The sequence below is a fragment of the Stenotrophomonas humi genome (assembly GCF_001431415.1).
In the GTDB taxonomy this organism is placed as follows: domain Bacteria; phylum Pseudomonadota; class Gammaproteobacteria; order Xanthomonadales; family Xanthomonadaceae; genus Stenotrophomonas; species Stenotrophomonas humi.
Genome location: NZ_LDJI01000009.1, coordinates 1 through 21,433 on the forward strand (window position 1 = coordinate 1; position 21,433 = coordinate 21,433).

General features: G+C 65.0%; 21 protein-coding genes. 8 read left to right on the forward strand and 13 right to left on the reverse strand.

Translation table 11 applies throughout. From position 1 onward, the window contains the following. Nucleotides 1-27: 27 nt before the first annotated feature. Together ABB26_RS04265 and ABB26_RS04270 are read right to left on the reverse strand one after the other, a co-directional pair. Complete coding sequence (locus tag ABB26_RS04265; RefSeq protein ID WP_057632352.1) at nt 28-1,038, reverse strand: N-acetylornithine carbamoyltransferase; 1,011 nt, start codon at nt 1,036-1,038, stop codon at nt 28-30. A gap of 301 nt (nt 1,039-1,339) precedes the next feature. Next, nucleotides 1,340-1,909 carry a hypothetical protein gene (locus ABB26_RS04270; protein ID WP_057632646.1) on the reverse strand — a complete coding sequence of 190 codons (570 nt, stop codon included), beginning with the start codon at nt 1,907-1,909 and terminating at the stop codon, nt 1,340-1,342. A 170-nt stretch (nt 1,910-2,079) separates the two neighbouring features. Between ABB26_RS04270 and cysS the strand changes: the two genes are divergently transcribed. The 3 genes from cysS to ABB26_RS04285 all read left to right on the forward strand — a co-directional run bounded on the left by cysS (nt 2,080) and on the right by ABB26_RS04285 (nt 5,327). Further along, a complete protein-coding gene (gene cysS, locus ABB26_RS04275) occupies nt 2,080-3,447 on the forward strand; it encodes a cysteine--tRNA ligase (RefSeq protein WP_057632353.1) in 1,368 nt (455 codons plus the stop codon). A 198-nt stretch (nt 3,448-3,645) separates the two neighbouring features. Continuing rightward, nucleotides 3,646-4,086 (forward strand): SufE family protein, encoded by a 441-nt coding sequence (locus ABB26_RS04280; protein ID WP_057632354.1) that lies wholly within the window; start codon nt 3,646-3,648, stop codon nt 4,084-4,086. Then, nucleotides 4,083-5,327 (forward strand): MFS transporter, encoded by a 1,245-nt coding sequence (locus tag ABB26_RS04285; protein WP_057632355.1) that lies wholly within the window; start codon nt 4,083-4,085, stop codon nt 5,325-5,327. Before ABB26_RS04280 ends, ABB26_RS04285 begins: the two co-directional genes overlap by 4 nt. Nucleotides 5,328-5,574: 247 nt before the next feature. On the opposite strand, the gene ABB26_RS04290 is transcribed toward ABB26_RS04285, so the two are convergent. Next, nucleotides 5,575-6,033, reverse strand: coding sequence for a nucleoside deaminase (locus ABB26_RS04290; RefSeq protein ID WP_057632356.1), 459 nt, complete (start codon nt 6,031-6,033; stop codon nt 5,575-5,577). A gap of 63 nt (nt 6,034-6,096) precedes the next feature. Further along, nucleotides 6,097-7,212: an RNA polymerase-binding protein DksA gene (gene dksA / locus ABB26_RS04295; RefSeq protein WP_057632357.1), complete on the reverse strand. Its 1,116-nt coding sequence runs from the start codon at nt 7,210-7,212 to the stop codon at nt 6,097-6,099. 262 nt (nt 7,213-7,474) lie between these two features. On the opposite strand from dksA, the gene yidD reads away from it, so the two are divergent. Genes yidD through ABB26_RS04305 form a run of 3 tightly spaced genes read left to right on the forward strand, consistent with a single transcriptional unit; the run spans nt 7,475 to nt 9,946 of the window. Next, nucleotides 7,475-7,747, forward strand: coding sequence for a membrane protein insertion efficiency factor YidD (gene yidD / locus ABB26_RS18540; protein WP_083490687.1), 273 nt, complete (start codon nt 7,475-7,477; stop codon nt 7,745-7,747). Nucleotide 7,748: 1 nt separating this feature from the next. Then, nucleotides 7,749-9,095, forward strand: coding sequence for a dihydroorotase (locus ABB26_RS04300; RefSeq protein WP_057632358.1), 1,347 nt, complete (start codon nt 7,749-7,751; stop codon nt 9,093-9,095). Continuing rightward, a complete protein-coding gene (locus ABB26_RS04305; RefSeq protein WP_057632359.1) occupies nt 9,095-9,946 on the forward strand; it encodes a M23 family metallopeptidase in 852 nt (283 codons plus the stop codon). The genes ABB26_RS04300 and ABB26_RS04305 overlap by 1 nt, the downstream gene beginning before the upstream one ends. Before the next feature lie 230 nt (nt 9,947-10,176). Here ABB26_RS04305 and ABB26_RS04310 read toward each other — a convergent pair whose 3' ends face one another. The 5 genes from ABB26_RS04310 to efp all read right to left on the reverse strand — a co-directional run bounded on the left by ABB26_RS04310 (nt 10,177) and on the right by efp (nt 14,362). Further along, nucleotides 10,177-10,860, reverse strand: coding sequence for a squalene/phytoene synthase family protein (locus ABB26_RS04310; RefSeq protein ID WP_057632360.1), 684 nt, complete (start codon nt 10,858-10,860; stop codon nt 10,177-10,179). Between the two features lie 23 nt (nt 10,861-10,883). After that, nucleotides 10,884-11,573: a phosphoglycolate phosphatase gene (locus tag ABB26_RS04315; RefSeq protein WP_057632361.1), complete on the reverse strand. Its 690-nt coding sequence runs from the start codon at nt 11,571-11,573 to the stop codon at nt 10,884-10,886. After that, a complete protein-coding gene (ubiG, locus tag ABB26_RS04320; RefSeq protein ID WP_057632362.1) occupies nt 11,570-12,292 on the reverse strand; it encodes a bifunctional 2-polyprenyl-6-hydroxyphenol methylase/3-demethylubiquinol 3-O-methyltransferase UbiG in 723 nt (240 codons plus the stop codon). Before ubiG ends, ABB26_RS04315 begins: the two co-directional genes overlap by 4 nt. Nucleotides 12,293-12,334: 42 nt before the next feature. Further along, nucleotides 12,335-13,672 carry a TRZ/ATZ family hydrolase gene (locus tag ABB26_RS04325; RefSeq protein ID WP_161809007.1) on the reverse strand — a complete coding sequence of 446 codons (1,338 nt, stop codon included), beginning with the start codon at nt 13,670-13,672 and terminating at the stop codon, nt 12,335-12,337. 123 nt (nt 13,673-13,795) lie between these two features. Next, nucleotides 13,796-14,362, reverse strand: a complete 567-nt coding sequence (efp, locus tag ABB26_RS04330) for an elongation factor P (protein WP_057632363.1) — start codon at nt 14,360-14,362, stop codon at nt 13,796-13,798. Nucleotides 14,363-14,461: 99 nt separating this feature from the next. On the opposite strand from efp, the gene epmB reads away from it, so the two are divergent. Continuing rightward, on the forward strand, nt 14,462-15,520 hold the full coding sequence (epmB, locus tag ABB26_RS04335; RefSeq protein ID WP_057632364.1) for an EF-P beta-lysylation protein EpmB: 1,059 nt from the start codon (nt 14,462-14,464) through the stop codon (nt 15,518-15,520). Nucleotides 15,521-15,532: 12 nt separating this feature from the next. Here epmB and ABB26_RS04340 read toward each other — a convergent pair whose 3' ends face one another. The 3 genes from ABB26_RS04340 to ABB26_RS04350 all read right to left on the reverse strand — a co-directional run bounded on the left by ABB26_RS04340 (nt 15,533) and on the right by ABB26_RS04350 (nt 19,420). Further along, a complete protein-coding gene (locus ABB26_RS04340; protein WP_057632365.1) occupies nt 15,533-17,689 on the reverse strand; it encodes a putative bifunctional diguanylate cyclase/phosphodiesterase in 2,157 nt (718 codons plus the stop codon). Continuing rightward, a complete protein-coding gene (locus ABB26_RS04345; protein WP_083490688.1) occupies nt 17,686-18,603 on the reverse strand; it encodes a phosphate/phosphite/phosphonate ABC transporter substrate-binding protein in 918 nt (305 codons plus the stop codon). The genes ABB26_RS04340 and ABB26_RS04345 overlap by 4 nt, the downstream gene beginning before the upstream one ends. A gap of 61 nt (nt 18,604-18,664) precedes the next feature. Then, nucleotides 18,665-19,420: an RNA methyltransferase gene (locus ABB26_RS04350; RefSeq protein ID WP_057632367.1), complete on the reverse strand. Its 756-nt coding sequence runs from the start codon at nt 19,418-19,420 to the stop codon at nt 18,665-18,667. Nucleotides 19,421-19,540: 120 nt separating this feature from the next. Between ABB26_RS04350 and ABB26_RS04355 the strand changes: the two genes are divergently transcribed. Beyond that, entirely contained in the window at nt 19,541-20,368 is an 828-nt protein-coding gene (locus tag ABB26_RS04355; RefSeq protein WP_057632368.1) for an inositol monophosphatase family protein, read from the forward strand. Nucleotides 20,369-20,526: 158 nt separating this feature from the next. Here ABB26_RS04355 and htpX read toward each other — a convergent pair whose 3' ends face one another. After that, nucleotides 20,527-21,393: a protease HtpX gene (gene htpX, locus ABB26_RS04360; RefSeq protein WP_057632369.1), complete on the reverse strand. Its 867-nt coding sequence runs from the start codon at nt 21,391-21,393 to the stop codon at nt 20,527-20,529. Nucleotides 21,394-21,433: the final 40 nt, after the last annotated feature.

A 21,433-nucleotide genomic window follows, 5' to 3' on the forward strand; every position in this document is an offset into this window, starting at 1 on the left:
TCTCCCATGGGGAGAGGGGCTCAAGCATTACTTGCCGGCCAGCGCGGCCATGATCGCCTTCTGCACGTGCAGGCGATTCTCCGCCTCGTTGATGGCAATGCACTGCGGCGAATCCATCACACCATCGGTGGCCTTCACGTTGCGACGCAGCGGCAGGCAGTGGCTGAACACGCCATTGTTGGTCAGCGCCATCTTGGCTTCGTCGACCATGAAGTGCTTGTACTGGTCGCGGATCGGCTTTTCCGGCTCCCAGTTGCCGAAGAACGGCAGCGCGCCCCAGCTCTTGGCGTAGACCACGTCGGCACCGGCGTAGGCACTGGCGATGTCATGGCTGACCTGGAGCGAACCGCCGCTCTCGGCCACGTTCTGCTCGGCCCAGCCCATGTAGCGCTCGTCCAGGATGTAATCCGGGGTCGGGCACAGCAGGGTCACGTCCATGCCCATGCGCGTGGCGATGGTCAGCGCCGAGTTGGCCACGGCGGTGTTCAGCGGCTTGGGGTGATAGGTCCAGGTCAGCACATACTTCTTGCCGCGCAGGTCGGTGGTGCCGAAGTGTTCCTGCAGCGCCAGGATGTGGGCCAGCTCCTGGCACGGATGGGTGATGGTCTCCATGTTGATGACCGGCACCGGCGAGTACTTGGCAAAGCTTTTGAGCACGATGTCCTGGCGGTCGTAGGCCCAGTCCACGAACTTAGGGAACGCGCGCACGCCGATCAGGTCGACGTAGCGGCCCAGCACCTTGGCCACCTCGGCGATGTGCTCCTCGGTATCGCCGTCCATCACCGTGCCCAGGTTGAACTCGATCGGCCACGCATCCTTGCCCGGCTGCAGCACCACCGCATGGCCCCCCAGCTGGAACGCACCCAGCTCGAAGCTTGTACGGGTACGCATGGAGGGGTTGAAGAACACCAGGGCGATCGACTTGCCCTTGAGGTCATCGCCCAGCTTGTTTTGCTTGAACAGCGTCGCCTGAGTGAGCAGCGCGTCGAGGTCGCCACGGCTCCAGTCCTGGGTGTTCAAGAAATGCTTCAGAGACATCAATCCATCCTTTGCTGCGGAATGTCGCCGTTACCGGCGGTTGGATGCGCCAAGGCGCGACTCATTGCGTTTGAAACTTTCAGAAACCAAAAACGAAAAAACCCAGCCTGGGCTGGGTTTTCTGAACAGACAGCACGAAGCCCCGGTCACCCAGCGAATATGTGGGATTCCGGTCGGCGGGCACGCGAAGTCATGCCGGAGGCCATCCGGGCGGTGCTGGTTGCGTGCTGGAAGCTGTTGGCTTTCATCGTCGCGCATACTCGCACGCACCCTGCCGGTGCGCAAGTGTCGCAGCGCAACATCAGGGCGTGGCCGACGATGCGTCGAATGATTGGCCGATATCCGGGGTGATCGACACCCGCAGCTTCAAGCGGTTGCCCGGATCTTCCGGCAACCGCGAGCGGAACTTGATGCCCTTGTAGACGTAGTCCACGTCATAGGCGATGGGCCGGCGGAATTCACGCCCCACCTCCACCACCTTGCACTCGGGGGTCAGCATCGCCGAACCGCCGGATGCGTGCCGGGGCTGCGCCTCTTCGCCGCTGACGACTTCGTCGGCTTCTTCCTTGCCGCCGCCGAAAATGCCCTTCACCGAGTCCCAGAAGCGACGCATGCCACCGCGCTCTTCGCCGTTCTCACCCTTGACCTGCACCGGCGCCAGCGTGCGCGTGGAGACCGGCTCGCAATGTTCCTCGGTACGCGTGGCGCGCAGGGTCTGGAACACCGGCTCGACATTGAGCACCTGCGCGTAGTCGTAGCGGACGTTCTCCACGATGACCACCCGATTGCGCAGATCACTCTCCTGCGCCACGACAACCCCGGGGGCGACGGTACACAGGCAAAGCGTCAACAGCAGCGGAATGGGTTTCATCAAGGTCAGCAGTACGATGCGGGAGCGAATGGTAGCCAATAGTGTAGGCAGCACCGCGGCCCTGGGGCTGAACCTTACCCGTCCATCCGCATCCTGCACAGCCCGGGAGTGCCCCGTCGGCCCCAGGCCGCTAGAATTGCGGGGTTCGCCTCACCCCCAATAGATACCCAATGACCCTGCGCCTGCACAACAACCTGACGCGGCAGCTGGAGCCGTTCGCTCCACTCGATGCCTCCGCCCCGACCATGTATGTGTGCGGCCCCACGGTCTACAACTACGTCCATATCGGCAATGCCCGCGGCCCGGTGGTGTTCGGGGTGCTGGCCAACCTGCTGCGGCGGCGTTACGGCGCGCTGCGCTACGCGCGCAACATCACCGACGTTGACGACAAGATCAACGCCGCGGCCAAGGAACAGGGGGTGCCGATCTCGGCCATCACCGACCGTTTCGCCGCAGCCTACCGGGAAGACATGGCCGCGCTGGGCGTGGTCCCGCCGGACATCGAGCCGGAAGCCACCGCCCATATCCCGCACATCATCGCGATGATCGAGGACCTGGTCGGCAGCGGCCATGCCTATGCCGCCGAAGGCCACGTGCTGTTCTCGGTGAGCAGCTTCAAGGGCTACGGCAAGCTCTCGCGCCGCGATCCAGAAGAGATGCTGGCCGGCGCACGGGTCGAGGTGGCTCCGTACAAGCGCGACGCCGGCGACTTCGTGTTGTGGAAGCCCTCCAGCGACGACCTGCCCGGCTGGGACTCGCCATGGGGCGTGGGCCGCCCGGGCTGGCATATCGAGTGCTCGGCGATGGCGGCCGCGCACCTGGGGCCGACCATCGACATCCATGCCGGCGGCGTGGACCTGCAGTTCCCGCACCACGAGAACGAGATCGCGCAGAGCGAGTGCGCGCACGGCGGGCAGACCTTCGCCCGCTTCTGGCTGCACAACGGCATGCTCAACTTCGGCGGCGCCAAGATGAGCAAGTCGCTGGGCAACATCGAGCGCGTGCACGACCTGGTCCGCCAGCATCCGCCCGAAGCCCTGCGCTACGCGCTGCTGTCGGCCCACTACCGGCAGCCGCTGGACTGGTCGGACAACCTGATCGAGCAGTCCATCCGCACTCTGGACCGCCTGTACGGCACCTTGCGTGACCTGGTGGACATCGACGCCACGGCCGAGATCCCGGCGGCGGTGGAAGCCGCGCTGGATGACGACCTCAACACGCCGCTGGCGCTGGCCGAAGTGGCGCGCATCGCCAGTGACGCACGCAAGGCCGAGAGTGCTGACGACAAGGCCCGCCTCAAGCGCGAACTCCTTGGCGCCGGCCTGGCGCTGGGGCTGCTGCAACAGGCGCCGTCCGCATGGTTCAGTCGTGGCGCCGAAGCGGGCGATGATGCCCGCATCCAGGCTTTGATCGATGAGCGCCTTGCCGCCAAGCAGGCCCGTGACTTCGCCCGCGCCGATGCCATCCGCGACCAGCTGGCCGCAGAGAACATCGTGCTGGAAGACACCGCGCAGGGCGTGCGCTGGAAGCGGGGGTAAGGCTTCTCCTCACCCCGACCCCTTTCCCCCAATCGGGACAGGGGCTGAAGCGGAAACTGCAATTGCACACACAGCGTCGGCTCGCGACGCACTGAGCCCCTCTCCCTCCGGGAGAGAGGCTGGGGTGAGGGGAACCGACCCAGCACCCCACCCAAAGCCCATCGCCAGCAAAGCAACGGGCCAAGAACAGGACCAACGATGATCAACTCCCCCTTCCCTCTCGAACCCACCCCCGCCGAAGCGCAGGCCACCATTGCCGAGGAGTTCTCCTTCTTCGGCGATTGGTCCGAGCGCTACCAGTACCTGATCGACCTCGGCCGCAAGCTGCCCACCTTCCCGGAGGAATGGAAAAGCGAAGAACACCGCCTGCTCGGTTGCCAGTCGATGGTCTGGATCGTGCCCGAAGGCAACGCCGACAAACTGATCTTCCACGCCATCAGCGACTCGGCCATCGTCTCGGGGTTGATCTACCTGGCCCTGCGTGTGTATTCCGGACGCTCTGCCGCCGACATCCTGGCCACCGAGCCGGACTACGTGTCCGCCATCGGCCTGGCCAAACACCTGTCGCCCACCCGCAGCAATGGCCTGGCAGCGATGCTGGCCTTCATCCGCGACACCGCCAAAGCACAGCAGCAGTGAGCGCCACGGCTGACAACTCCAGCGCCGCAGCGCTGCTGCGCCAACCTGGTTTTGCCCAGCTGCTGATGTACCGCATCGCGGCGATGCTGTCCTACCAGATCGTCGCGGTCACGGTCGGCTGGCACATCTATGAGATCACCCGTAACCCTTTCTCGCTCGGGCTGATCGGCCTGGCTGAGGTGCTGCCATTCTTCTGTGTGGCACCATTTGCCGGCTACCTGGTCGACCACCTGCCGCGCCGCAGGCTGGGCATGGCCGCCACCCTGGGGCTGATCGCCACCGCCCTCGTGCTGGCCGCCGTGGCGATGGGCTGGCTGCCGGTCAAAGGCGTCTGGCCGATCTATCTGGCGATTGCACTGACCGGCATGGTCCGCGCCTTCCTGTCACCGATCTACAACGCCCTGTTCGCACGCGTACTGGCCCGCGAGCAGTTCGCGCGTGGCGCCGGCTTCGGCAGCGTGGTGTTCCAGGCAGGCATGGTGATCGGCCCGGCGCTGGGCGGCGTGCTGGTTGCCTGGGGTGGCAAGGGCCTGTCTTATGGCGTTGCTGTGGTGATGGCAACCCTGGCGCTGGCGGCGCTGGCCTCACTCAAAGTGAGCGAACCGCCACCACCGCAGACCCGCGCACCGATTTTCGCCAGCATCGCCGAGGGCGCACGCTTCGTACTGTCCAACCAGATCATGCTCGGCGCGATGGCACTGGACATGTTTTCGGTACTGCTCGGCGGCGTGGTGGCGATGCTGCCGGCCTTCATCCAGGACATCCTGCATTACGGACCGGAAGGCCTGGGCATTCTGCGCGCGGCGCCGGCGCTGGGCTCGATCTGCGTTGGCCTGTGGCTGGCGCGGCGTCCTTTGCAACGCAATGCCGGCCGCGTTCTGTTGTTCGCGGTGGCCGGCTTCGGCCTGTGCGTGATCGCCTTTGGCCTGTCTCACAGTTTCTGGCTGTCGGCCGCGATCCTGCTGTTCTACGGTGCCTGCGACGGCGTGTCCGTGGTGGTGCGCTCGACCATCCTGCAGCTCGCAACTCCGGATGAAATGCGCGGCCGAGTGTCCTCGATCAATGGCATCTTCATCAGCTCCTCCAACGAACTCGGCGCGTTCTACGCTGGCAGCATGGCGCGACTGCTGGGCCTGGTACCGGCAGTGGTGATCGGCGGCTGCGCGGTGCTGGCTGTGGCCGGCGTCACCGCATGGAAGGCACCGCAGCTGCGTCGGTTGAATCTGCGGGATCTTCAGTAAAGCCCCTACCCTCATCCGCCCTTCGGGCACCTTCTCCCGTCTACGGGAGAAGGGAGAAGGGAGAGATTGCTTGGAACGCCGCACGGCATCCCGTCATTGAACAGCTTCCGGCGCTCCGCTCCCCCTCGGGCGGGGTGACGGCATGCCGCTGACGAGCCACTGGCTCGTGCGTGGCTGAACGCTTCGCATGCTTTGCGAGGCCGGGGCACGGAGCGAGCTGCCCGAGCGGATGAAGGCCACCTTCCCGCTACTGCCCCGCTTTCCACGCCGCGTACAGGCCCTGCTCACCGGCGGGTTTCAGCTGCCGCAGGCCGGAAGCAGGCGCCGCGGGCCCCTCGGCCAGGCGCGCATACACCGCTCCGGTTGAAAGCCCGAATGGCTGGCCCTCGTCATTGGAGTAGGCAAACCACGCCTGTTCGATGCCACACAGGTACATCGCGGCCAGACACATCGGACACGGGTGGCCACTGGCATAGATCTCACAGCCGTCCAGGCGTGCGCTGCCAAGCACCGCGCTGGCCTGGCGGATGGCGCGCATTTCGGCGTGGTCAGTCGGGTCATGGCTGGTGTGAATGCTGTTTGCAGCCTCGGCCAGCACTTCACCGTTCTTGACCAGCACTGCACCGAACGGACGGCCACCGGCAGCGACGTTCGCGCGTGCCAATGCCACTGCACGGCGCATGAAGATTTCCTGCCTTGACATCATCGCTCTCCAAAAAGAAGAACCCCGCCTGGGCGGGGTTCCACGTTGCTCGGCGAAGCAGGACGATCAGTCGCCCTGCTGCTTCTGCAGGTGCTCCCAACGCTCCTGGGCGTCGATGGTGCGCTCGGCAGTGAGGCGAGCTTCCAGACGATCCAGACCGATTTCTTCGCCGGTATCGACGCAGAAACCATAGTCACCTGCTTCCAGACGCTTGAGCGTGCTGTCGATCTTGCCGATCAGCTTGCGGTAGCGGTCACGGGTCCGCAGTTCCAGCGAGTTCTCGGTCTCGCGGGTTGCGCGCTCGGCTTCGTCGCCGATGTCACGCACTTCCTCACGCAGATTCTCGATGGTCTGCTTCGATTCCTCGACCAGATCACCACGCCATTGCAGCAGGCGCTGACGGAAGTACTCCTGCTGCAGCGTGCTCATGTACTCCTCGTCCGCCGTCGGCTTGTAGCCGGCAGGCAGGATCGGGCGGCCGGAGGCCTCGTCGGTCTTGTATTCAACCACCTTGTACTTGCTGCGCGGCGCCGGAGCGGTCGAACGAGCGGTTACGGCGACGGCCACCTTGCCAACCGGGCGGACAGCAACCGGGGCGGTGGATTTGACGGGTGTTTTTACGGGGGATTTCGAAACAGGCACGGGCTTCTTGGATTGCGGGGCTTTGGCCGCTGGCGTCGGCTTGGCAGCGACCGGCTTGACGACCGGAGCTGGAACCTTCTTGGCGACTTCGGCCGGGACAGGCTTGGCCGTCACCGGCTTGACGGCCGGCTTCGGTACGGACTTGACCACGGGTGGGGTGGCGGGCGTCTTGACGACTTTGGCAACGGATTTCTCCGCGGCCTTCTCCACCACCGGCTTGGCTGCAGGCTTGACGGCCTTGGCCACGGGTGCAGTTTTCTTGGCAGGCGCGGCGACCGGCTTGGCCACCTTGCTGACAGGAGTTTTGGTTTTCTTGGCCACCGGAGCCGCCGGCTTGGCAGCAACCTTCTTGACGACGGCCGGCTTGGTCGCTGCCTTCTTGGCAACCACCTTTTTGGCAGGGGCCTTGGTCGCGGCAGGCTTTACAGCCTTGGCAACGGGCTTGCTCACAGCCGGCTTGGACACCGCCTTCTTGACTACGGGTTTGGCGGTCTTCTTGGCGACCTTGACGGCCTTCTTTGCAGGTTTTTTAGCAGCCACGAAACGCTCTTCCTTGTTTCCCCCGGGGCCCGGGAAAGCGGGCCTTTATAGCCTACCCGACCAGCAGCAGCAACCGCGCCGGACACCGTTGCCTGAACGGACGCCTGGCCCGCGCTGCGAGGGTCCGGTGGCGTCACCGGACCGTTGTACGCAGTTCGGAACGTAACCAAGCGCGGCATCCGCGTCTGGCCGGCAGCGGGAAAGCCCAAAAGCTTTACCGGTACCGTCACGCATCCTGCGACAAATCCAATGGCAATGCCAAGTGGCATATCATTCGCCTGTGATCGGCCGCCTACTCATTGCCGTACTGCGCTTCTACAAGCGCTTCATCAGCCCCCTGCTCGGGCCGCGCTGCCGTTTTGTCCCCAGCTGCTCTGAATACGGAATGGAAGCCATCCGTGTGCACGGCCCGCTGCGCGGCTGTTGGCTTACGCTGCTGCGGCTGGGCCGTTGCCAGCCCTTCCATCCTGGCGGCTTCGACCCGGTGCCCGAGCGCCCTGACTCTTCTTCTTGCCGCTGTACAGGAAAACACTGACATGTCCTCCACGCTCATCACCAATGCCCGCATGGTCAATGAAGGCCGCACCTTCGATGGCGACCTGCGCATCGAGAACGGCCGCATCGCGCAGATCGGCACCGGGCTGACGCCGCGCGACGGCGAACAGGTGGTGGATGCCGCCGGACGCTGGCTGCTGCCCGGCATGATCGATGACCAGGTGCACTTCCGCGAGCCAGGCCTGACCCACAAGGGCGACATCGCCAGCGAATCGGCTGCGGCCGTGGCCGGCGGCCTGACCAGCTTCATGGACATGCCCAACACCAACCCGCCAACGTTGGATTCGACCATCCTCGAAGCCAAGTATGAGTTGGCCAAGGGCCGCGCCTGGGCCAACTACGGCTTCTATCACGGCGCCAGCAACGACAACCTCGAAGCCATCCGCGCGCTGGACCCGAAGAAGGCCCCCGGCGTGAAGGTGTTCATGGGCGCCTCCACCGGCAACATGCTGGTCGACAACCCGGAAACCCTGGACGCGATCTTCCGCGAATGCCCCACCCCGATCATCACGCACTGCGAAGACACGCCGATGATCGATGCCAACCTCAAGGCCTTCCAGGAAAAGTACGGTGACGCGTTGACCCCGGAGATGCACCCGGACATCCGCTCGCGCGAAGCCTGCATCAAGTCGACCCGGCTGGCGATGTCGCTGGCACGCAAGCACGGCACCCGACTGCACGTACTGCACATTTCCACCGCTGATGAGCTGGCGCTGTTCGAGAAGGGCCCACTGATCCGCGCCGACGGCAGCCGCAAGCAGATCACCGCTGAAACCTGCGTTCACTTCCTGCACTTCGCCCGCCCGGATTACGCCACCAAGGGCAACCTGATCAAGTGCAACCCGGCGATCAAGGACGTGGCCGACCGCGAGGCCATCACCGCCGCGCTGGCCGACGACGTGCTCGACGTACTGGCCACCGACCATGCCCCGCACACCTGGGAAGAGAAGCAGAAGCCCTACGCACAGGCGCCATCCGGCCTGCCATTGGTGCAGTACGCACTGGTCGCGGCATTGGAGCGCGTGCACGAAGGCAAGCTGACCCGCGAGCAGGTGGTGCAGAAGTTCGCCCATGCGCCGGCACAGCTGTTCGACGTGGAAGAACGTGGCTTCCTGCGCGAAGGCTATTTCGCCGACCTGGTGCTGGTGGAAGACGTGCCGTTCACGGTCAAGCGCGAGGACGTGCTGTCCAAGTGCGGCTGGTCGCCGTTCGAGGGCACCACGTTCCGTTCGCGCATCGCCTCCACCTGGGTCAATGGCCAGCTGGTGTGGGACGGCAACAAGCTGGTCGGCGCGCCGGCTGGCCAGCGCATGACCTACGACCGCTGATGCGTGGCATCGTGATGTGGGGGGCGTTGCTGCTGGCAGCGCCGCTGTTCCCGGCACCGTCCGCGCAAGCGCAGGACGGCATTGGCGATCTGCTCGACAATCGCATCATCTTTCCCGCCAGCGCCTCACAGGGCGCGATGGTGATCGGCAAGGTACCTGCGGGCAGCAGCGTGCGCTACGGCGGTCGCGAACTGCGCGTGAGCGGCTACGGCAGCGTGGTGTTCGGCATCGGCCGCGACGAGAAAGGCCCGCTGCAGGTGCAGGTACGGCGCTCGGATGGCAGCAGTGAAACCGCATCGATCGCGGTGACAGCACGCGACTGGCCGACCGAGCGCGTCAACGGCGTGCCGCCGAAGACGGTGAACCCGCCACCTGCCATCGCCGAACGCATTGCCCGCGAGCAGGCCCAGGTCACCGAGGCACGCAAGCGCGACGACAACCGCACCGATTTCAGCCAGACCTTCATCTGGCCGGTCCAGGGCCGCATCAGCGGCCGCTTCGGCAACGCGCGCGTCTACAACGGGCAACCGGGCAGCGGCCATTCCGGCATGGACATCGCCGTGCCGACCGGCACGCCGGTGAAGGCGCCGGCTGCGGGCATCGTCACCTTCGCCGGTCCGGATCTGTACCTGACCGGTGGCACCCTGGTGCTGGACCATGGCTTCGGCATCAGCTCCAACTTCCTGCATCTGTCGCGCATCGACGTAAAGGTCGGCGACAGGATCGAGCAGGGGCAGGACATCGCGGCCGTTGGTGCGACGGGACGAGCAACCGGCCCGCATCTGCATTGGGGGATGAACTGGTTCGATACGCGGATCGATCCGCTGTTGGTACTGGAACGCGGGAAGTAACAGCCACTGGTTCGCCGTCAATGGCGCGCGGCGGCGCGCTCCGGCATCTCCGCGGCTGAAGGATTACCTGGCGCGGCTCGATACGCGGATCGATCCGCTGTTGGTACTGGAACGCGGGAAGTAAACACTGCTTGTCCGTCCGGTGCGCGCAGCGCACCCGGGGCTTGCACCGGCGCGCCTGACTTTCGGTACAAGCGCCGCTCCCTACCCGCGCGGCGTACGGGCGTGCATCAACCGCGCGCGGCCCACCAGCTGCGCCACAGCAATGCTGCGGGACTGGGCTGATACTCCCCGCCTTTCAAGCGGGCCTGCTGCCGCGCACGCGCCAGCGATGCGTACAACCGTCGGGGGCGTGGGCCGGCGACACGCGATGGCCATGCTGCCAGCAGCTGTTTCTCCCACTGCGTTTCATCGCCCGGGGCACGCGGCACCGCAACTGCGCCCAGCTCCTGCACGCGTTGCGCAAGCGTCTGTGTCAGCACGGCATCGGCAGCATTGGAAACAGGTGATTCAGTGAACACCGCTGCTTCCACTGCAGCGACAGCGGCGGCGTAGGTGCCCAGCGCATTGCGCGCCTGGGCGGCATCGGCCGGCCTTTCGCGGGCGTCGATCAGGCTTGGAAGTGCGTCGGCCAACTGATCCCACGGTGCACGCACCGGTTCCAGCACGCGCCCCAACGGATGTCGCGAACGCTGCGCGGCCCAGCTGCGCAGTTCCTCGCCCCACCACGCCAGCTTGGCGTCCTGCGGCGTGGTGTCGCCGGTGGCATTCAAGATGTTGTCGAACTCCTGCAGCAGCGCAAACCACGCCACGGCCCGGGCGCGATCCCCCTCGGCGACGAAGCGCTCCACGAAGATCCATTCGGGCCAACGGTCCCGCCACTTGTCCAGGAAGCTATCCAGCGCACTGCTCACGTCATTACCTCTGTTTCGTTGGGTCAGGCCGAAGCCCGCTTGGCGGCCGGCCACGCGGCGGCCTGCCAGAGCTGCTGCGGCAACTCGCATAGGTGATCGGCCTGCCACGCCAAGGGGTCGTCACCGTCGAGGCGATAGCCCCACAGCGCCGCGACCGAAGGCATGCCGGCCGCGCGCGCAGCGACGATGTCACGCTCGTCGTCACCCACGTACACACAGGCGCCGCACGCGACTTTGATACGTTGCGCGGCTACTTCCAGCGGCAACGGATGCGGCTTGCGCTCGGCCAGCGTGTCGCCGCCGATCAGCACTGCACAACGCTGCTCCCAGCCCAGCTGCGGCAGGATCAACCGGGCCAGGTACTCCGGCTTGTTGGTGACGATGCCCCAGGTGGTACCGGCCTGCTCCAACCTTTCCAGCATTGTTTCGATACCGTCGAACAAACGGCCGTACTGGCAGATCAGCGCTTCGTAGACCTCCAGGAACTCCGGCACCAGCGCGTGGCGCTCGCTCTCGGCCATCTGCGGAAATGCCACCGCCAGCATCGCACGGGAGCCCTTGGACACAACCGGCCGCAACTGCTCCAGCGGCAAGGCCGGCATGCCGCGCGCTTCACGCATGCGGTTGGCGGTGGCGATGAAGTCCGGCGCACTGTCCAGCAGCGTGCCATCCAGGTCGAACAGTACTGCCGTCGGGAACGACGAGGTGGTCATGCCTGGCCCGGCTTGACTGCGTAGGCCAGGTAGTTGATCTCGGTGCGGCTACTCAGGCGGGCGCGGTTGCGCCACGGCTCATAGGCCATGCCGGTGACGTCCTGCAGCTGCAGCTCGGCCTCACGCAGCCAAGCACCGAGTTCGGCCGGCTTGATGAATTCCTGGTAGTGGTGCGTGCCCTTGGGCAGCAGGCGCGCGATGTACTCGGCGCCCACCACCGCGACCGCAAACGCGGCCGGGGTACGGTTGATCGTGGACAGGAACAACTTGCCGCCCGGACGCAGCAAACGCTGGCAGGCGGCGATGATCGCACCCGGATCCGGCACATGCTCCAGCATTTCCATGCAGGTGACCACGTCGAACGCGCCCGGCTGCTCGGCAGCCAGGTCTTCGGCGGCCTGCACGCGGTAGTCCACCTGCACGCCCGACTCCAGGCCATGCAGGCGCGCCACCTTGACCAGTTCCGGCGCCAGGTCGATGGCCGTCACCTGTGCCCCTTCCTTGGCCAAGGCCTCGCTGAGCAGGCCACCGCCACAACCGATGTCCAGCACCTTTGCACCCCGCAGCGGCGCGCGGTCAGCCACGTATTTCAGGCGTACCGGATTGAGCGCGTGCAGCGGTTTCTGCGGACCATCCGCGTCCCACCAGCGGGTCGCCAGCGCGGCGAACTTGTCCAGTTCAGCCTGATCGAAATTGGTGGAGGTCGAAGATGCGCTCATGTCAGATTCCTTGTAAGGCTGTGGTTGCAGCCCATTGCGCCGTCAGGCGCGGATGTTGCGGATGCGGTTGCGCCACTGGCGTGCATTGGCGGTGATCGCCTCGACGTCCATGCCGACCAGCTCACGCTGTACCAGCTTGGGTCTGCCGGCGATCCACACGTCGCTGACCTGATGACGGCCGGCGGCATAGACCAGCTGCGACAGCACATGATGCAGCGGCTGGGTTTCCAGCGCGGACAGATCCACGCAGGCCAGATCGGCCTGCTTGCCGACCTCGATCGAACCGATGCGATCACCGAAGCCCAGCGCACGCGCGCCGCCCAGCGTGGAAGCACGCAACGTGGTTGCTGCATCCAGCGCGGTGGCGTCATTGGCAACGGCCTTGGCCAGGATCGCCGCAGTGCGGTTCTCGCTGAACATGTCCAGGTCGTTGTTGCTGGCGCAGCCATCGGTACCGATGGCCAGGTTCACGCCAGCGCGCACCAGTGCGCAGGCCGGGCAGAAACCGGAAGCCAGCTTCAGATTCGACTCGGGGCAATGCACCACGCTGACGCCGCGCTCGGCGCACAGGTGGATTTCGGCATCGGTGAGCTGGGTCATGTGCACCGCGATCAGGCGGTCGTTGACCAGGCCCAGCCGGTCCAGCCGCGCCAGCGGGCGCTGACCGTACTGCGCGATGGAATCAGCGATTTCCTGCGCGGTTTCATGCGTGTGCAGGTGCACCGGGATGTCGAGCTGGTCGGACAGCATCCGCACCCGCTCGAAGTTGGCATCGTTCACCGTGTACGGCGCATGCGGCGCGAACGCGGTGCCGATCAGCGGGTCATCGCGCCACTGGTCGTGCAGTTCGGTGGCACGGGCGAAATATTCGTCATCGGTCTTGGCCCAGGCACTGGGGAAGTCGATGATCACCGAGCCCACCAGCGCGCGGAAACCGTGCTTCTTGTAGACGGCGGCCTGTACGTCGGCGAAGAAATAATTCTCGTTGGCGCAGGTCGTGCCACCGCGCAGCATCTCGGCGATCGCCAGGGTGGTGCCGTCAGCCACGAACTCCGGCCCGATCACCGCCGCTTCCACCGGCCAGATGTGCTCGCGCAGCCAGGTCATCAGCGGCAGGTCATCGGCGATGCCGCGCAGCAACGTCATCGGATTGTGCGTATGCGCGTTGACCAGGCCTGGAATCAGCGCCGCTTCCGGGCGCGAAACCACTTCCCTGGCGGCGAAGCGCTCACGCGCCACGGCGCGCGGCAGAACCGCCACGATCACACCATCACGCACGGCCACGGCATGGTCTTCCAGCACCACCGCATGCGGTTCGACCGGAACCACATAGCCGGCTTCGATCAGAAGATCACATTGTTCGGGTTGCACTTCACTCACGGGAATCACCATCTTCTGCCATGACATTCCAGCGCTGGCGCCGGATGCGAACAGGCGCCGCATCCCCCACACCCGCAGCCGCTGGCTGTGTGGTGAAGGGTGGCGGCGCCTGCATCGTGTTGCTTACTTGACGCGCGCGGAGTATTCGCCGGAGCGGGTATCAACGCGGATCACTTCGTCCTGGTTGACGAACAGCGGCACGCGGACCACGGCGCCGGTTTCCAGGGTGGCCGGCTTGCCGCCGCCGCCGGAGGTATCGCCACGTACGCCCGGATCGGTCTCGGTGATCTTCAGTTCAACGAAGTTCGGCGGGGTGACGTCGATCGGAGCACCGTTCCACAGGGTGACCACGCAGGACTCTTCACCCTTGAGCCACTTCTCGGCACCGTTCATGCCAGCCTTGTCAGCCTGCACCTGCTCGAAGGTTTCCGGGTCCATGAAGTGCCAATGCTCGCCGTCGCTGTACATGAAGTTCATGTCGGTATCGACCACATCAGCCGCTTCCATGGTGTCGGTCGACTTCATGGTTGCTTCCTGCGTACGGCCATCCTTGATCAGGCGGAACTTGACGCGGGTGAAGGCCTGGCCCTTGCCCGGCTTGACGTACTCGGTGTCGATGATGACAGCCGGTTGGTTGTTGACCAGGATTTTCATCCCGTTCTTGACGTCGTTCATGCCGTAACTGGCCATGCTGAAGCTCCTGAGGTGGCAAAACCGGCGCTTATCGCGACCGGCCGGATTAGAATGGAACGCCCGCCATCAGGCGGGGCAACTGTTTTTAGACCACCAATGATAACCGCAGCCCCCGCCCACGCTCCACAAAAAGCCGTTCTGACCCTGCCTGCCGACCGCTGGCAGGCGCATTGGCGGCAGGCCATCCGCGTCCCGTCGGAGTTGCTGGCCGAGCTGGGACTGGTGCCGGAGGACGTTGGGGTTTCGGCTGAGGCGCTGGCGCAGTTCCCGATGCGGGTGCCGCGTGGTTTCGTGGCGCGCATGCGCCATGGCGACCCGGCCGACCCGCTGTTGCGGCAGGTGCTGCCCATCAACGAGGAGATGCAGGTCGTCCCCGGGTTCAGCTTCGACGCAGTCGGCGACAGCCAGGCCAAGAAGGCCACCGGCGTCATCCAGAAGTATCAGGGCCGCGCCTTGCTGGTTGCCACCGGCAGCTGCGCCATCCATTGCCGCTACTGTTTCCGCCGGCACTTTGATTACGCCGAAGAGAACGCTGCCAAGGGTGGCTGGCAGGAGGCGCTGGCCGCCATTGCCGCCGACACCAGCATCGACGAGGTCATCCTCAGCGGCGGCGACCCGCTGTCGCTGGCCACCTCCAAGCTGGCCGAACTGACCGATGCGCTGGCGGCCATCGGCCACGTCAAGCGCCTGCGCATCCACAGCCGCCTGCCAGTGGTGCTGCCCGAGCGGGTGGACGAGGATCTGCTGCGTTGGCTGGGCACCGTGCCCTGGCCGGTCGCATTCGTGATCCATGCCAACCACGCCAACGAATTCGATGCCAGCGTCGACGCGGCGATGGCCCGTCTGCGCGGCACCGGCGCGCAGCTGCTCAACCAGGCGGTCCTGCTGCGCGGGGTCAATGATGATCTGGCCACACTGGCTGAACTGAGCGAGCGCAGCTTTGCCGCCGGCGTGCTGCCCTACTACCTGCATCAGCTGGATCGCGTGCAGGGCGTGGCGCATTTCGAGATCAGCGACGAACGGGCACTGTCATTGCATGCCGGGCTGATGGCCCGGCTGTCCGGCTATCTGGTACCCAAGCTGGTGCGCGAGATCGCCGGCGACACCAGCAAGCGGCCGATGCAGGGCCCGGGCTACGAGCTGGCCAGCGCCTGAGCCTGCCACCCCTCAGGCCAATATGCCCGGCACACCCGCGGTGTCGTGCTCCAGCAGCTGCACCAGCGCATCGGCGTTGAGCGGGCGCCCCAGCCAGTAGCCCTGCACCAGATCGCAACCGCGCTGGCTGAGCAATTCAAACTGCGCCCGCTGCTCCACACCCTCGGCCACCACGGTGATGCCCAGTGCGTGCGCCATGGCGATGATGGCGGTGGTCAGGGCCAGGTCGTCCGGGTCGCGCTCCATGTCCGCTACGAAGCTGCGGTCGATCTTGACCCCATCCACCGGCACCTGACGTAGATGGCTCAGGCCCGAGAAGCCGGTACCAAAGTCATCCAGCCACACCCGTACCCCGGCACGATGCAGTTTTTCCAGCAGCGTCACGGCCAGGATCTCGTCGCCGATGACCGCGGTTTCGGTCAGCTCCAGATGCAACCGTGACGCTGCCAGTCCCGAGGTATGCAGGCTGGTTTCAACCTCCCCGACCAGGTCACCGTTACGCAGCTGCCGCGGCGAGACGTTGACCGAAATGAACACTTCCTCGCCTGCCGCATTCCGCGGCCACTGCATGGCCTGTTCGCAGGCAGCATGCAGCACCTTCGGGCCAAGCGCCTGGATCAGACCACTCTGCTCGGCTACATCAATGAATACCGACGGCGGAATCGAGCCCAGCGTCGGGTGGTTCCAGCGCAGCAGTACTTCCGCGCCCACCAGCATATGGTCACGGGTGCGGAAGATGGGCTGGTAAACCAGCCGCAGTTCACCACGGTCCCAGGCACCGCGCAGCTCCTGCTCCAGATACAGGCGCCGCTCCACGGCATGATCCATGGCCCGGTTGTAGTAGCGGAAACAGTTCTTGCCGGCCAACTTGGCCTGGTACATGGCTATGTCGCCGTTCTTCAGCAGCACCGTCGCCCCGTTCGCGTCTTCGGGGAACAAGGTGATGCCGATGGAACTGCCCAGGAAGATCTCGCGCTGCTGCACCTGCAATGGCTGCCCCAGCTCCACCACCAGCCGCTCGGCCAGCTTCGCGGCCACTTCCGCTGCGCTGCGCTCACCATCGCCGACCAGAATCACGAACTCGTCGCCACCAAAGCGCGACAACAAGGCTTCGCTGCCACCGACCTGGTCCACCGAATTGGCGATGCGCTGGGCAAACTGCAGCAGCGCATCGTCACCAGCCTCATGGCCCAGGGTGTCGTTGACCCGCTTGAACTCATCGATGTCGATGAACAGCAAGGCCAGCGAGCGACCGGCCAGACGTGCTTCGTGCAGCCTCCCGTCCAGCGCCTCGCGGAACGCCAGGCGGTTGGTCAGCCCGGTCAGGGCATCGGTATAGGCCATCTGCCGTACTTCGCGATCATGCCGGGCGATGCTCTGGCTCATCCGGTTGAAGGTGCGCAGCAACTCGCTGATCTCATCGCCACGCCGGGTCGATTGTTCCTCGATCTGGTAGTCACCGCGTTCGATGCGCTGGGCCGCATCGCTCAACCAGCGGATCGGCCGCACCATCGTGCGCTGGATGTACAGCGCCGTGGCGCTGACAAATGCCACCAACGCCGCCATCAGCGCGGTCAGCCACAGCCATTGGCGGCGGCGGCTATCATCCAGCCGCTGCGACAACGTGCGCATGGCCGCCGCCTCCTGCGCCAGCACCGGTTTCAGGTCCATACCGACCCGCAGCCCGCCGATACGCTGGTCGCCGATGTGGATGGGCAGGTCGATCTCCAGCACCGAAGGCGATTGCTGCAGCAGCAGCTTCTGTGCGCGCACCGCCGTATGCGCCAGCGGATCGGCCATCGGCTGGCCATAGCCGGCCACATCGATGGAGCCGTCGTGGATCAGGTTCCCCTCGGCATCGTGCACCAGCACATAACTCACCGATGTCTGCGCGGTGGTGTTGCGCACCAGCGCACCGATCGCAGCCAGATCTTCGTAATAGAGCGGATTGACCAGACTGTCGGCCAGACCCTGCGCCAACGCGGTACCGCGTTCCTTGATGCTCTCATCGAGCACCTGGCTGACCACCTCGATACTGTTTCGCAACACCTCCTGCTGGGCTGCCGCCTGGCGCGCCAGCATCAGCGCGACGATGGCTGTCACCACCAGCAACGCCGCGCCGGCGGCAAGCAGGAAACGGGCCTGAAGACCAAAGCGAAACCGGTTCATTCCACCTCCAGGCGGATGCGGGCCAGGCCATTACGCAGGCGCTCCAGAACCCGTTGGCTTTCGGCATCCACCGGATGGAACCCCGTGGTACCGAAGAACTTGGCCAGCGCCGGCCCGGCAACGGGATCGCGGCTTGCCTCCAGCAACACCCGCTGCAGCCGCTCGCGCACCGCAGGGTCCAGATCGCCGCGCACCATTTCCAGCGCACGCGGCATCGGCTCGCTGCGGAAAATCACCCGCATGTCATTACGGAACGCTGGCGGCATGCTGCGATCGTCCATCCAGTCCAGGTTGCTGATCACCCCGGCGTCGACCACCCGCTTGTGCACGTAGGTGGAGATGTTCAATTCGGTGCGCGCAAATACATAACCCACGGTATCTGCGGCGGGTACATCACTGGGAGTCAACAGGATTTCCGGCTTCACGCCATGCTCAAGCAGCTCCATGGCCGGCACCAGATAGGCACTGGTGGAAAGCGCGCTCTGCAGCGCCACGGTGCGGCCCTTCAAGTCCTCCAGGTCACCTACCGGGCTGTCACGGCGCACGAAAAACACGCTCTCGTACGCCCCCACGCCACTGCGCTCGGTCAGCAGCAACGGACGCGCACCTGCCCGCTGCTGCAGGGCCATGGCCGTGCCAGCGGTTTCAGTCACCCAATCCACGCGCCCACGCCGCAGGTAGCTGCCCATCTGCTGGGCATCCTTGGCCATCAGGATGCGTCCTTCGACGATCCCGACCTCCCGCATCCGTGGCACCACGTAGTCCAGCAACGGCTTGAGCTGGTCATAGTGCGACTTCGGATCATCACTGATCCGACCCAGCACCAATACCGACCGCTCGACCGCCCCGCATGTAACCGGCTGTAGCGCAGCCAGTCCCAATACGGCTCCCCAAAGCCATCGAAACACGCGCAAAACGGCAGCTCCCCAAACGATCGATCAAGCCTACCGGAAATCCCCTGCCGTGATGAGGTACTCAGTCGGGACGGATTCCAGCCAGTCGCGCCATCCGCTGTGCGTCAGCCAGAATGCCGCGCAGCAAACGGACTTCCTGCTCGGTCAGGTCCGCCTTCATGAACAACCGGCGCAGCTTGCGCATGGCCGATTCCGGCGCGCGGCCCTTGTGGAAATCGATCTGATCCAGGGTCTCGCCGAACTGGCTGAACATGCCCTCCAGCTGTGCATGGCTGGCCGGCGCATCGCCAAAACCCGGCTCGCGCGCCGGCTGCACCTGCCCTTCAAGCTGCGCCATGCGCACTTCGTAGGCCAGTACCTGCACAGCCGCAGCCAGATTCAGCGAGCTGAATTCAGGATTGGACGGAATATGCACGGCCAGATGGCACAGCTGCAGTTCCTCGTTGGTCAGGCCGGTACGTTCGCGACCGAACACGAAGGCCACTTCGGCGCCCTCACTGGCCTTGGCCACCGCGCGCTGGCCAGCCAGCTCCGGCAACAACTCTTCCAACTGCACCCGACGGGAACGCGCGGTGCAGCCCAGCACCAGTTGGCAGTCGGCCACGGCCTCGGCCAGGGTCGCCACCACCGGGGCATCGCCCAGCACATCCTCGGCACCGGCTGATCGGCGCATCGCCACGTCGTCCAGCGCCTTTTCAGGGGCCACCAGCACCAGCCGCGCCAGCCCCATGGTTTTCATCGCACGGGCGGCTGCCCCGATGTTTCCAGGGTGCTGGGTACCAACAAGAACGAAACGGATATGGACAGGAACAGACATGGATGGCAAAAAATCAGGAGCGAGACAGCTGCAGATGGTAAACTGCGCGGCCGGCCTGTGCGCCGGACCCGCTCTTTTCCCCCGCCAATCCGATCTCAGCCTTCACGGGAGCCTTTCGCCATGCAGAAACCCGCCGTAACCGTCATGGTCAAGGCCGCCCGCCTCGCCGGCAACGTCCTGCTCCGCAACATCAACAAGCTCGAAACACTCAACGTAGTGCAGAAGGGTCGGATGGATTACGCCAGCGAAGTCGATGGCGATGCGGAGAAAGTAATCGTCAAAGAGCTCAAGCGCGCCTATCCCGAATATGGCATTTTCGGTGAAGAAGGTGGCGTCCAGGGCAGCAAGCGCCAGATGTGGGTGATCGACCCGCTCGACGGCACCAGCAACTACCTGCGCGGTTTTCCACATTACTGCGTGTCCATTGCGCTAGTCGAAAACGGCGAGCCGACCGACGCGGTGATCTTCGATCCGCTGCGCAACGAACTTTTCACTGCCAGCCGTGGCAATGGCGCGGTGCTCAACGACCGCCGCATCCGCGTGTCCGACCGCAAGGATCTGGAAGGCACGATGATCCACACCGGCTTCGCTCCGCGCGAACGCGCCCGCGCCAGCAGCCAGCTCAAGGCGCTGGACACCCTGCTGGTGCAGGCTGAAGACGTGCGCCGCACCGGTTCGGCTGCGCTGGATCTGGCCTACGTGGCCTGTGGCCGCGCTGACGCCTACTTCGAGGCAGGCGTGAAGGCATGGGACATCGCAGCCGGCGTGCTGCTGGTCCGCGAGGCTGGCGGCAAGGTCTGCAACTATCGCGGCGCCACCCCGGCCCGCATGGACGACAAGGGCCCGGAGACCCAGCAGATCGTGGCCGGCAACCTGAAGGTGTGCGAGGCGCTGCAGAAGGTGCTCGTCAACACCGGCCATGCCGCTGAGTTCGATCCGAAGTTCTGATCGACCGACAACGTCGCATCACCAGGAACGGCGCCCGGGAGGGTGCCGTTTTTGTTTGCGCGCGCCAGCCGCCTTCTTCGTGGCGCAGGCCTCTCGCACAAACCAGAACGCCCGGCACATGGCCGGGCGTTCTGCTTGCAACAACTGGCTGAAACCGATCAGACCACCGTCGACGAACGCAGTGCTGCAATGCGCTCGTCCAGCGGCGGGTGACTCAGGAACAGCTTCTTGGCGGTCGAGCCGGCGATGCCAAACGCAGCGATCTGGGTCGGCAACGTGCTCTGACCATGGTTGAGCTTCAGGCGCTCCAGCGCTGCGATCATCTTCTGGCGGCCGGCAAGGGTTGCACCACCATGGTCGGCGCGGAACTCGCGACGACGCGAGAACCACATCGCGATCATCGTCGCGAACAGGCCGAACACCATCTCCAGCACGAACACGATGATGTAGTAGGCGAAGCCGCGGCCACCACCTTCGCGGTTGCCCGACAGCGTGCTGTCGATCACGCCACCGACCACACGGGCAAGCACGATCACGAAGGTGTTCAACACGCCCTGCAGCAGCGCCATGGTGATCATGTCGCCATTGGCAACGTGGGCGATTTCGTGGCCCAGTACCGCTTCAGCCTCGTCTTCGCTCATGTTGTGCAGCAGACCGGTGGACACCGCCACCAGCGCATTGTTGCGGTTGGCACCGGTGGCGAAGGCGTTGATTTCCGGCGCCTCGTACACGGCCACTTCCGGCATGCCGATACCGGCAGCCTTGGCCTGGCGTGCCACCGTGTCCAGCAACCAGCGTTCGGTCTGGTTGCGCGGCTCGGTGATCACCACCGCGCCGGTACCGCGCTTGGCCATGAACTTGGACAGCAGCAGCGAAATGATCGAACCACCGAAGCCGAAGATGGCTGCCATGACCAGCAGACCACTCATCTGCGCGGAGTTCACACCCAGAATGGACATGACGACGCTTGCCAGAACAAGCACCGCAAGGTTGGTCAGAAGAAACAGCCCGATACGGGTAAACATGGGAAAGAGTTCCATGAAGGTGGAAAAGATGGATAGATCT